This window comes from Collinsella aerofaciens (genome assembly GCF_015554145.1).
GTDB lineage: Bacteria > Actinomycetota > Coriobacteriia > Coriobacteriales > Coriobacteriaceae > Collinsella > Collinsella aerofaciens_AA.
Map to the genome: position 1 here is coordinate 31,645 of NZ_JADNHZ010000003.1, position 12,695 is coordinate 44,339.

Consider the following 12,695-nt stretch of genomic DNA (forward strand, 5'->3'; position numbering starts at 1 on the left):
CGAGTCTTTGTCGTTTGGGTTACTTAGCAGCCTCGGGCTTGTAGGTGACAAACTCGATTGCGAAGCCCACGGCGGCACCCACGAGCGAGGCAACGATAGCCCAGATCATGTGGTTGATGCCGTTAACACCGGAGGGGTCGATGAAGGACAGCCAGTTGAAGACGCCCAGACCACCGGACATGTACACCACGGCGCCGGAGATGCCGATGATGAGGCCGCCCACGGCAGAACCGATGCTGGCGTTGATGAAGGCCTTCTTATCGGGCAGGGCGACACCGTAGATAGCGGGCTCGGTGACACCAAAGAAGAAGGCGGAGATCATGGCCGGCAGCGCGATACCGCGGAACTTCTCGTCCTTGTTCTTGAGATACATAGCGAAGAGCACGGCGCCCAGCGAGAAGGAGTGGGCGATAATGGAGCCCAGAACGTAGTCGTAGCCCAGAGTGGACAGGTTGACCAGCGCGATGGGCACGAGGGACCAGTGGAAGCCAAAGATGACCAGGCACATCCAGAAGGCGCCGACGAGGGTGCAACCCAAGATGGAACCGATCATGGGCAGGCCAAACAGCAGCGCGAAGAACTCGCCGAGCAGGTTGGTAATGAGCGTGGCGATGGGGCCAATGACCAAGTAGCCAAGGGTGACGGTGACGGTGACGACGATCAGCGGGGTGAAGAACATCTTCATAGAAGCGGGCATCCACTTCTTAACCCAGTGCTCGAGGGTCGAGCCGAACCAGATCATGAGCAGGATGGGGATAACGGAGCTGGTGTAACCCGAGGCAGGCATGATAAGCGGTAGGCCCAGGAACGTGGTATACCAAGAGAAGGTGCCAGCAAAGCCGAGCTCGACGGAGCCGACAACCTCACCCGAGGTCAGGGCAACCATGGTGGGATACACCAGAGCAAAGGCGATGGCCATGCCGTTGAACTCGCTCATCTTGAACTTCTTGGCCGCGGTAAAGCCAAGCACCACGGGCAGGAAGTAGAACATGCCGTCAGCGACGGTGTAGAGCAGCGTGTAGGCGCCGTCGTTGGCAAAGCTCGGGACCAGGAAGGTAGCGAGCGCCAGCAGGCCCTTCATGATACCGGCAGCGGCGAAGGTGCCGAGCATGGGGGCGAAGATGCCCGAGATGAGGTCGATGATCACATCGGTAACGCCCTTGGGAGCGGCATCGTCGTCATCGGCGTCGACGGCGCCGCCGTCGCTAAAACCGCCGACCTTGAGGACGGCGTCGTAGACGTCCTCGACGATGTTACCCACAACAACCTGGTACTGGCCGTTGGCGTGCATGACCTTGATGACGTTGGGCAGCTCAGAGATCTTCTCATCGCTGGCCAAGGATTCGTCCTTGAGCTTAAAACGAACGCGGGTAATGCAGTGTGCGACGCATTTGACGTTGGACTTACCGCCAACCAGCTCTACGATCTGGGCAGCAAGATCGTCGTATTTACCTGCCATGATCTGTCCTCTCTTTTCCAAATTTCGACAAAAATATCCCCTACCGCGAGCCGGTACCTTGCCCGCAGCTAGAAACCAAAAAGAATTGTTGCGATTGCCGCCGGGCTGGCGACTTTACTCATTCGGTCTGCGAAGCCGATCGCAGACGGTTGATATGCATCATCAGATACAAGAGCTCCTCGTCCGAGCAGCTCTGCTTAAACTCTTTCTCGAACACGCGGTTGATGGCATACGCGCACTGGTATGCCTCGGGAAAATCGCGGGCGGCCTGCATAAACAGCGAGGAGTTCTCGGTCTGCATGCACTTACCCTTGCAGAGGCGGCGAACCAAAAAGCGCAGGTGCGCAAGAAAGCGAATGTAGCAGTACGACGCCGTGTCGAGCGAGCAGCCGAGCTGCTTTTCCACGGAATGGGTTACCTCGTCAAGCACGCGGGTGCTCTTCATGATGAAGTCCATGTCCTTGGCGCGGCCCATGCCGTCGACCTCGGCGTTAACGATGTGGAGCGCGATGCTCGTGGCCTCGTTCTGACCCAGCTTGGCGCCAGTGTGCTTTTGCACGATGGCGAGCGCGGCCTGACCGATCTCGAGCTCACGCGGGTAGATGAAAGCCACCTCATGCTCGAGCGGGTTGGGGGCGCTGAGTTGGTCATCGTCGCGCTGGACGGCAAACTGCAGGTGATCTGCCAGGATAAAGGGCAGGCCACCGGATAGTTTGCAGCCAAGCTGCTGGGACGCAAAACAGGCAATGTCGCTTGCCGCGAGCAGAACGTCGTCGGGAAGTGTGCCGACCATATCCTGCAGGCTCTCGGGAACGTTATAGAATTTGCGCTGGATGAGAGACTCATCGGCAAGCTCGTAGGGCATCTCGTGGAAACCGATGCCCTTGCCAAAGACAACAACCTCTCGGCCGTCATCGCTGGCGGCAAGAGCAACGTTATTGTTGATCTTCTTTAAAATGAGAATGAAAAAACTCCTCGGACATCGGCGCTAGACGACGGGGCGATATTCCTCGTCTTCTATTATGCGCAAGTGATGCCTCCCGAGGAGTAACAAACTTGTGAGCACGTGGGCGATTGTAGGATGAAACTTGCATGCGGCGTAAGCCCCATTGGCGCGAAAGTCCGCCGAACGGTAGGAAATCGCCCGCGAACGGTACCTACCAAAAAGGGACTGGTTTAATTTGGCAGGTTTTATCTGGGCAAATGCCGAGGGCAAGGCCAAAAACCACCACAAAGGTGCCTGGCCCCTCTGTGGTGGTTTTAGCTGATGCCCCGATGTCACTCGCGCGGAGTGCCGTAGGGGTTGTACAAATCTGCGAGAGCAAATGTGCTGGTGGCGGGATTAAAGTCAAGCTCGAGCACGCAGCAGTTGCCGATGCGGTTCTTCATCTTGAGCGGCTCCACGCCCACGCCGCGCATGACCTGAGCCGCCGCGGCGCCATGGCTCACACACAACACGCTCTCATGCCCAGGGCGCTGCATGAGCTCGGTGATGGTCGCCATCATGCGTTCGCGAAACTCGTCTTCGCCCTCGCCGTCATACTGCTTGTAAAAATCGCCGTACGGCAGGCGCGGATTCAAATCCTCGCTCGCACCCTCAAACTTGCCAAAGTTCCACTCCTTAAGGCCCTTGACACGCTCGTAAGGCTGACCGGGAAACGCAAGCTCAAGCGTGTCGCACGCACGCTCGGACGTCGAACTGTACGCATGGTCAAACGTAAGGCCACGCCCTCGCAGGGTCGCACCGACAGTTTTAGCCTGCTCGATTCCCAGCTCGGTAAGCGGCGAGTCACACCAACCTTGCTTGCGACGAAGCAAGTTAAAGAGCGTTTGACCGTGACGCATAAAGTACAGTTTTGGCATGAGACCTCCATAATCGCAATCGTTTGTCAGCGATTATTACACCTCGAGGTAGGTTTAAGTCAAAGCCTCTTTGGCCAAAACCACCACAAAGGTGCCTGGCCCCTTTGTGGTGGAAATGGCGTTTGCCCAGATAAAACCTGCCAAAACAAACCTGTCCCTTTTTGGCAGGTTTTAGGCCAGATGATCTTGGATAAGGTCGCAGATGGCTCGGGCATCGTTGATGTTGATGGCTCGGGTCGCAAAGCCGGCGTCGAAGGCCTGGCGCGCCAGGGCCTCGTTGCAGGCAAGGGCCAGCGTGTGACCGTCGACCAGGTCGAGCGAGCTCTTGCCGCGCAGGCGATCAACGCCCGATCGCGCGACCACGATGTTGTCGAAGCCCTCGGTCTTGTAGCCCTCGATGATCACCACGTCGACATCGTTGTAGCGCGACAGCAGCTCGCGCGCGGGCATCTCGTCCTCCTCGCGCGTGTCAGCGTACTCCGCCCAGCGCGTGGCGCAGATGAGCCCCACATGCTTGGAGCCGGCCTGGTGATGGCGCCACGTATCCTTGGCGGGTACATCGATATCAAAGCCGTGATGCCCATGATGCTTGAGCGAACCCACGCGCAGGCCGCGGCGGGTGAGCTCGGCGATAACCTTCTCGACGAGCGTGGTCTTGCCCGAATTTTGGTAGCCGATAAACGCGATTGCGGGGACGGCCGGCGCCGGAGCTGCGGGTGCGACGGCGACGGGTACGCTCGCGAGCGTGGCACCGTCAGCGGCCACGGCCTCAACAGCAGCGGCCTGACGCTCTGAACGATCCCACACGCCCGAGCGGCCACCTTCCTTGTGCAACAGGCGCACGTCGACAATCTCCATGCCGCGATCGACGGCCTTGCACATGTCATAGATGGTCAGACACGCGGCACTCGCGCCGGTCAACGCCTCCATCTCAATACCCGTCTTACCCGTCACGCCCGCCGTGACCAGCACGTGAAAGCCGACCTGTCCGTCCGCGCGTGGCGGCGCCCAGCCCTCGGGCACGTCCTCGGCCGGCGTCCCCGCCGGAACGATGGGCGCAATGTCGCACTTACTCTTGGTAATGAGCAACGGATGGCACATGGGGATGATGTCGCTCGTGCGCTTGATGGCCATGATGCCCGCCACGCGCGCGCAGGCAAGCACGTCGCCCTTTTTGGCGCGGTCCTGCAGCACCATGGCTTGCGTCTCGGGATGCATGAGGATGGCGCCCTCGGCGATGGCGATGCGATGTGTCTCGGCCTTGTCGGACACGTCGACCATGCGAACCTCGCCCTTGGCGTCCACGTGCGTCAGCTCGTCACGACGGGCGTCACGAGTGGGCTCGGCTGCAGCGCTGGAAGTCGGCTGTGCGGCAGTGACAGCATCGCCAGCCGCAGCCGTGACTTTGCGGGCAGACATCGCGGCCCCGCGAGCGGCCTTGGTGGCATCGGCGTACCTGCTCTTGGCCATATAATCATCCTCCGATTTGGGACATAAATCGTTGCGTGCCCTCAATTATCGCGTGTTCCTGCGGTTTGTGGGCCACGGCATCGCGCCAAATCGAAAGCACCTGCATATCATCACCACGGCGCAGCGCCTCACGCACCGAATACTCGGCATCGCTGAACAGGCACGGACGCACGTTGCCATCGGCCGTCAGGCGCAGACGGTTGCAATTCGCACAAAAATGGTTGGACATGGCGCTGATAAAGCCGACCGTTCCCGCCGCGCCCGGAAAGTGCCAATAGCGCGCAGGGCCCGCGCCGGCAGGAGCGTCGTTGATGTCGAGCGGCTCGAGCTCGCCCAGCCCCGTCGCGGCGGCCCCAGCATTGATGCGCGCCCGCAGCTCGTCGCTCGGCACGGTATCGCTCGCGTCCCACAGCTCGGGATTGAGCGCGGGCGCATGCGGGTCCACAGCGCAATGCGAGCTCGTGTGTTCGTCGCCGATGGGCATGTATTCGATAAAGCGCAGGTGGATGGGGCGGTCGAGCGTGAGCCGCGCGAGGGCCGCCACATCCTGGTTGAGCCGGCGCACAACAACACAGTTGACCTTAACCGGCTCAAAGCCCCAAGCCAGCGCCGCGTCGATGCCAGCCATGGTCTGCTCGAGCCGACCCAGGCGCGTGATCTTTCCAAACAGCGTAGGGTCGAGCGTATCGAGCGAGATGTTGACGCGGCTAAGCCCGGCATCTTTGAGCTGCGGTGCCAGCTTAGGCAGCAGAGCGCCGTTGGTGGTGAGCGAGATGTCCTCGATCTGCGGAATCGCGCGGATGTCGCGAATGAGCGGAATGATACGGCGGCTGACCAGCGGCTCGCCACCCGTCAGGCGCACGCGGCGAATGCCCTCCCCCGCCACCAAGCGCACAAAGCGGGCGATTTCCTCGGCGCTGAGTAGCTCGTCGTGTGCACGGGGCGCCACGCCATCGGCCGGCATGCAGTAAATGCAGCGGAAATTGCACTTGTCGGTAACGGCAATGCGCAGGTAGTTGATATCGCGGCCAAAGCCGTCATGTTGCACGTGCCCGTCCACGCAGCCCTCCCCTCACGCGGCGTTTTATTCTTCGGAAAACATAATACCCCCCGAGAGAATCATGCCGACACCCGTACGACAGGACAGGTCGCTTCGAGCAAAACGGACTTCCCAAGCCCATCCTCAACACACAGACCATCACAACATTCGATGCTTTTCCCGTTTTTGGCAAAAAACGTCGAATGTTGTGATGGTTTGTCTGCCCGCGGCACCCCGTAGAAGGACCAAAGCGCCCCTAAATGTCGCCGTCCCAGTGCCGAATCACGAATTCTCGCAGGTCGTTCTGCCGCTTTTGGAATGCTTCGCTTCGGTCGCACTTGAGGCCCATAGCGAGTGCGATGGCGTTCATCGCCCGGTGCAATTGCAGCTGATGGGCAAACTGAGTCCCGGTGAGGACGATCATCCTAAAGCCCAGCGCGCTCAGCACGGTCATACGCTCCGCATCCGACGCGCAGCGCTGTTTATCAAGATGGTCCGAGCCGTTATATTCAATCCCCGTACCGCTCGCAGGCGCATATACGTCGATTTCGAAATACCCGGCCTTTGCGAGATACTTGAACTCGTTGGGAACATCGACCCGATGGTTAAGCTCGATCTTGACGTATCCCAGCCCGCCCTGGGAACGTTTTGCTACGACCATGATTGCGGTGGCCGTCTCCATGGGCGATCGCGCGCCATCGTGCACGCGCTTGAGCACGGCGGCCGCGCGTACAGCCCCCTGACGAGATCGGTTCTCATTGCAATAAGCAATCAAATCGGCAACGGTATGCCTCTGCCCCATCTCGATATAATCGCCTGTCGACAGATGATTCAAATGGTATCGGGCACAGATTTCGTAGCCATATTCCAGCTGCTCGGGTTCGCTCATCCACGAACCTGCCTGGACAAAACACATGACCTCATCAACCACCAGAAGGCCCTCTACCACCTCGATAAGATGGCCTGGAGGTACCGGCGCCCCAAACACGTGGCACCTAAATCCAGCCGGCGTCGAGCGCTCAAAATCAAAGTTGACGAGCGTGTCGATATGATCGAGCTCTTCTCGTGGAATACCAAGCGCAACCAGATAGTCGGCAACGATCCCAACTGCCGTTGAAGCCCTCAGCCCCTTGGCATCGAGTCCCAATTTGGGCAGGCTCGCGGTCGGCTCCGCCTCGTTAGCAAGCGAGTCCTCATCGTATAGGCTGCTTGCCCGCGAGAGCGGCTCGGACGGGCGCGCCACGTTGTGGTACAGCCAGGCAGTCTTATGGGACAGGACGATCGGCAGGTCCATGAGCCCTCCAATGGAGTCGGATAACCAACCTTATTCCCCTGCCCCCGGGTCCGCACACCTTCGTGCGCAAGAAAGCGATTCCACCCGGTCGAGTGGTAGAAAAACCATCACAACATTCGATGCTTTTCCCGATTTTGGCAAAAAACGCCGAATGTTGTGATGGTTTGAGGCGAGGTGAGGAGCATGGAGGGGTCAAAGCATCGTGCTCGAACGGGTTAATCCAACTCTTTTAAGCCATGTGCCAGCTGCCAGTACTCGCCGTGCTGAGCGAGCAGCTCTTCGTGCGTGCCGCGCTCGATGATGCGGCCGTGTTCGAGGACCATGATGGCGTCGGCGTCGCGAACGGTGGACAGGCGGTGCGCGATCATAAACGTGGTGCGTCCGCGCATGATGCGGTCCATGCCGCGCTCGATGAGCTTTTCGGTGCGCGTGTCGATAGAGCTCGTGGCCTCGTCCAAGATGAGCACCGGCGGATCGGCCACGGCCACGCGCGCGATGGCGAGCAGCTGGCGCTGGCCCTGCGACAAGTTGGCGCCGTCGGCCGTGACCGGTGTGTCGTACCCTCTAGGCAGGCGGCGGATAAACGAGTCGGCGCAGGCGGCCTCGGCAGCGGCGCGCACCTCCTCGTCGGTCGCATCGAGCTTGCCAAAGCGGATGTTCTGCGCAATGGTGCCGCTAAACAGGTGCGTGTCCTGCAGCACAATGCCGAGCGACCCGCGCAGGCTGGCCTTGGCAATGTGCTTGACGTCAATGCCGTCGTACGTGATCTCGCCGTCATCGACCTCGTAGAAGCGGTTGATGAGGTTGGTGATGGTCGTCTTTCCGGCGCCCGTCGAGCCCACAAACGCGATCTTTTGCCCCGGCTTGGCAAACAGGTTGAGGTCCGTGAGCACACGGGTGCCCGGCACGTAGGAAAAGTCCACGGCATGGAAGCGCACGTCGCCGGCAAGCGGGACCAAGCCGCACGTGAGCTCGGTACCGTCGGCGGCCACCGCGCGGCCCGACTCATCAACGGCAGCCACATCATGCAGGTGCCCGTACGAGCCCACGCCCTGGCCCTCGGGAATCTTCCATGCCCACGCGGCGTCGCCCGTCTGCACCAGCTCCACGCAGCCCTCGTCAACCTCGGGCTTAAGGTCCATGGCGGCAAACAGGCGCTCGGCACCGGCCAGCGCGTTGAGCAAAAAGTTGCCCAGCTGCGTAAACTGGTTGATGGGCATGGCGGCCTGACGCACAAAGACCAGGTAGCTTGCAAGCGCACCTACGTCGGCGAGTCCCTTGATGCAGAGCATGCCGCCCGCCACGGCAACGATGGCGTAGTTGGCATAGCCGATCACGACGGTCATGGGCACCATGGAGTTGGCATAGCTCACGGCGGCGGTGCCGGTGCGGCGAAGCTCGTCGTTGCGGCAGGTGAAGCCGGCAACATTCGCTGCCTCGCGGTTAAAGACCTTGATGACCTTTTGGCCCGAGACCATCTCTTCGATATATCCGTCCAGGTCGCCAAGCGATGCCTGCTGGGCGGCAAAGAAGCGCTTAGAGCGCGCGCCCGAGTAGCGCGCATACAGCGCAATGGCCGCATCGCACACGAGCGTGATAATCGTGAGCTGCCAGTTAAGGATGATGAGCATGGCCGTGGTGCCCACAACCTGAATGGCGGCCTGAATCACGTTGGCAAAGCTGTTGTTGAGCGCCTCGGAGACGGTGTCGACGTCGTTGGTAAAAAAGCTCATGATGTCGCCCGAGCGCGTGCTGTCAAAATAACTGAGCGGCAGCGTCTGGATGTGCGCGAACAGGTCGCGGCGAATATCGGACACCACGCGTTGGGCCGCGCGCACCATGATCTGTGAGTAGCCCAGGGCCGAGAGCACGCCCGCAGCGTAGATGATCGCCGTCAGGATGACCTGCTTGGCGAGCAGTTCCTCCCCGCCCGTGGCCAAACCGTTAACGATGGGGCGCACCATGTAGGTGCCGACGAGGCTCGCGATGGCGGCGACGGAGGCGAGCACGCCCACCGCGAGCAACGAGAACTTGGCATGCCCCATGTAGGAGAGCAGGCGGCGCATAGTGCGCTTGAGGTCGGCCGGGCGTGCTTGGGCTGCGGTCTTAGGCATGGCGCTCACCCCCTTCCAAGGGCGATTCGCTGGGGACGGAGAAAAACGGATTGTTCGCGCAGCCATCTTCGCCGCCGTCCGCGACGCCCGCATCCCCCGCGAACTCCATCTGCGAGGCGTAAATCTCCTGGTATATGTTGTCGCCCGCCAGCAGTTCCTCGTGCGTGCCCACGCCGTGGACACGACCGTCGTCCAACACCACAATGCGATCGGCATCCATGACGCTCGCGATGCGCTGGGCGATGATGAGCACGGTCGTATTGGGAATCCGAGCGATGTGCTCGCGAATCTTAGCGTCGGTCGCCATATCGACCGCGCTGGTGGAGTCATCAAAAATGAGCACGCGCGGATGCTTGAGCAGCGTGCGCGCGATGCACAGGCGTTGCTTCTGGCCACCCGAAACACCGGCGCCGCCTTGGCCCAACTCGCCGTCCAGCCCGCCGATGCGATCAAGGAACTCGTCCACGCACGCCGCGCGGCAAGCCGCGAGGAGCTCATCGTCCGACGCCTGCGGATTGCCCCACTGCAGGTTCTCGCGCACGGTGCCCGTAAACAGCACGTTCTTTTGCAGCACGATGCCCACGGCGTCGCGCAAGGTAGCCAGGTCGTAGTCACGCACGTCGTGTCCGCCCACAAGCACGGCGCCCTCGGTGGCGTCGTACAGGCGCGCGATTAGCTGCACAAGCGAACTCTTGCCCGAGCCCGTGCCGCCGAGGATGCCCACCGTGGAGCCGCTCTCGATGCGAAGGTCGATATGCTCGAGCACATCCTCGACTGCATCCGCGCGGTATTTAAAGGAAACGTCGCGAAACTCGATACTGCCGTCCGCTGGCGCCGCAGTCGCGAGGCCTCCCGCAGGATTGGCGATAAAGGGCTCCTCATCGAGCACCTCTGCGATACGGCCCACACTCGTGAGAGCGCGCGTGAGCAGCAAAAACACATTGGAAATCATCATGAGCGAGTTCATGATCAGCAGCACATAGCTCATAAAGCCCGTGAGCGAGCCCACGCCCAAGCGACCTTCGATGATCATGCAGCCGCCAATCCACAAGATCGAGAGCGCAGCCACGTACATCGAGAGTTGGAACACCGGCAGGTTGAACACGGCGGTGCCGAAGGTCTTGGTCGCCGTGCCGGCGAGCTCGGTATTGACGGTGTCGAACTTGTCGCACTCGTGCTCGGCTCGCACGTACGCCTTCACGGCGCGCACGGCGGTAAGGTCCTCTTGTACCACGCCGTTGAGGTGGTCCATCGAGGTCTGGAGTTGGCGGTAGAGCGGGCTCACGCGCACGGTAATGATACCGAGCACGATGGCGAGCATCGGCAGAATGACGGCAAAGACCGCCGCGAGCTCGCGCGAGAGCGCGAAAGCGTAGACGAGGCCCATGACCAGATTTACCGGCCCGCGCACCATGGGGCGGAAACCGTTACCTACGGCGTTTTGAATCACGGTGATGTCGGTGGTCATGCGAGTGACAAGCGAGCTGGCGTCGTAGTTGTCCAGATTGCCAAAAGCGAGCGTCTGGATCTTGCGATACTCCGCCTCGCGCAGGTTAGCGCCCAGCCCCGAGGCGACGCGAGCAGACGTGCGTGCATAGCCCAAGCCAAGTACCAGCGAACATGCAGCGCATACCAACATATACGTGCCCTGCAACAGCATGTAGTTGATGTCCCCCGCGGGCACGCCCACATCGATGATATTTGCCATGATGACCGGGATAAACAGCTCGAGCGCCGTCTCGGCCGTCACAAAGAGCACGCCGAGTATGGCATCGCGGCGGTATGTCCCCAGATAGGAAAACAGAATCTTGAGATTGCGCACGCAGGTTCATCCCCCATCAAACGTTGTTCGCAAACCCACGTATTATGGCGCGCCGTGCGGCGGTGTCAAGTGATGCGAAATCGATTTCTGCAAGGCTAGTACAGGCGCCATGCTCACAAGGTGCAACTCTGTATTCAATTAGAAATAAACGCGAGCGTGACTTTTTCGCCCTGCTGCCAATACAAACCTTGACTCTACAATCGTTATAGGGTTTTCACTACACTGGTACTTAAACGATCCAAGCCAGAAAGTGCCCCGCCCATGGAACACGACCTCACACGCGGCAATGTCCTCAAGACCATCGCGGTCTTTGCCCTGCCCTATATGCTCTCGTACTTTTTGCAGATGCTCTACGGCATGGCCGACCTGTACATGATGGGACAGTTTAGCGGCGCCGCCGGCATCACCGCCGTGGGCAACGGCGCACAGACGCTCTATATCATTACCGTGACACTCGTTGGTCTGGCCATGGGAACGACGGTCATCGTCGGCCACGCCGTGGGCTCGCGCCGCTTCGATCGCGCCGAGACCGCCATCGGCAATACCATCACGCTCTTTATGGGTGTCTCGGTGGTACTGGCCGCTGTCCTGCTCGCGCTTTGCCCGCAGATCGTGGCGCTCATTGGCACTCCCGCCGAAGCCGTCGAAGGCACTGCCGCCTACCTGCGTATCTGCTTTATCGGCATTCCCTTTATCGCCGCGTACAACATCCTCTCGGCCATCTTTCGCGGGCTGGGCGATTCGCGCTCGCCCATGTACGTAATTGGCGTGGCATGCATCATCAACATCGCGCTCGATTTTCTGTTTATCGGCCACATGGGGCTCGGCCCCGTGGGCGCAGCGCTCGGCACGGTAACCGCCCAGACGGCAAGCGTTGCCCTCGCGCTCGTGTGGCTCAAGAGCCGTCGCACAAACATCCACGTTAAGCGCAGCGACCTGCGCCCCCAGCCCGAGGTGCTCGGCAGCATTCTTAAAATCGGCGTGCCCGTGGCTGTGCAGGACGGCTGCATCCAGGTGGCGTTTATGTTTATCACCGTCATCGCCAACCACCGCGGTCTGGTCGACGCCGCCGCCGTGGGCCTGGTCGAGAAGATGATCAGCTTTTTGTTCATTGTGCCGAGTTCCATGGGTGCCACCGTCAGCGCGCTCACGGCACAAAACGCCGGCGCGGGCAAGGGCGACCGCGCGCGTCAGGTGCTCAAGGATGCCATGACCATCTCGGTGGTGTACGGCTGCCTGATTACAGCGCTGATGTGGCTGGTGGCGCCGGCGTTTATTGGCTTTTTTGCCAAGGACGCCGCGGTGGTCGCGGCCGGTACCGGCTATATGCACAGTTATATTTTCGATGCAATCTTTGCCGGCATCCACATTTGCTTTAGCGGCTTTTTCGCTGCGTATGGCAAGAGCTACATCGGCTTTGCGCACAACGTGCTGGCTGTGGCACTCATTCGCGTGCCGGGCGCGTGGCTGCTGTCGAACGCCTATTCCGATACGTTGTTTCCCATGGGCATCGCCTCGCCGTGCGGCTCGATTCTGTCGGCAATCATCTGCGTGATTGCATTTACCGTGCTCAACCGGCGCAGGGCTTTTGACAGGTTGGTGGCGTAGCGGGGCAACGCGAAATCGCCCTCATC

At 60.5% G+C, this 12,695-nt stretch carries 9 protein-coding genes; 1 reads left to right on the top strand and 8 read right to left on the bottom strand.

Going from position 1 to position 12,695, the window contains the following annotated elements; translation table 11 throughout:
* Positions 1–19 precede the first annotated feature (19 nt).
* From I2E13_RS01755 to I2E13_RS01790, 8 genes are all read right to left on the bottom strand, one after another.
* A complete protein-coding gene (locus I2E13_RS01755; protein ID WP_195404014.1) occupies positions 20–1,459 on the bottom strand; it encodes a PTS transporter subunit EIIC in 1,440 nt (479 codons plus the stop codon).
* A 118-nt stretch (positions 1,460–1,577) separates the two neighbouring features.
* Complete coding sequence (locus I2E13_RS01760; protein ID WP_324249365.1) at positions 1,578–2,423, bottom strand: PRD domain-containing protein; 846 nt, start codon at positions 2,421–2,423, stop codon at positions 1,578–1,580.
* Positions 2,424–2,737: 314 nt separating this feature from the next.
* Positions 2,738–3,322 (bottom strand): histidine phosphatase family protein, encoded by a 585-nt coding sequence (locus tag I2E13_RS01765; RefSeq protein ID WP_195404016.1) that lies wholly within the window; start codon positions 3,320–3,322, stop codon positions 2,738–2,740.
* A 171-nt stretch (positions 3,323–3,493) separates the two neighbouring features.
* On the bottom strand, positions 3,494–4,792 hold the full coding sequence (gene mobB / locus I2E13_RS11250; protein WP_195404017.1) for a molybdopterin-guanine dinucleotide biosynthesis protein B: 1,299 nt from the start codon (positions 4,790–4,792) through the stop codon (positions 3,494–3,496).
* Positions 4,793–4,796: 4 nt separating this feature from the next.
* On the bottom strand, positions 4,797–5,852 hold the full coding sequence (gene moaA, locus I2E13_RS01775) for a GTP 3',8-cyclase MoaA (protein ID WP_271817564.1): 1,056 nt from the start codon (positions 5,850–5,852) through the stop codon (positions 4,797–4,799).
* Between the two features lie 235 nt (positions 5,853–6,087).
* A complete protein-coding gene (locus I2E13_RS01780) occupies positions 6,088–7,125 on the bottom strand; it encodes a hypothetical protein (protein ID WP_195404018.1) in 1,038 nt (345 codons plus the stop codon).
* 215 nt (positions 7,126–7,340) lie between these two features.
* Positions 7,341–9,239 carry an ABC transporter ATP-binding protein gene (locus I2E13_RS01785; RefSeq protein ID WP_195404019.1) on the bottom strand — a complete coding sequence of 633 codons (1,899 nt, stop codon included), beginning with the start codon at positions 9,237–9,239 and terminating at the stop codon, positions 7,341–7,343.
* Complete coding sequence (locus I2E13_RS01790) at positions 9,232–11,061, bottom strand: ABC transporter ATP-binding protein (protein ID WP_195404020.1); 1,830 nt, start codon at positions 11,059–11,061, stop codon at positions 9,232–9,234. Before I2E13_RS01790 ends, I2E13_RS01785 begins: the two co-directional genes overlap by 8 nt.
* Before the next feature lie 261 nt (positions 11,062–11,322).
* Between I2E13_RS01790 and I2E13_RS01795 the strand changes: the two genes are divergently transcribed.
* Entirely contained in the window at positions 11,323–12,669 is a 1,347-nt protein-coding gene (locus I2E13_RS01795) for an MATE family efflux transporter (protein ID WP_195404021.1), read from the top strand.
* Positions 12,670–12,695: the final 26 nt, after the last annotated feature.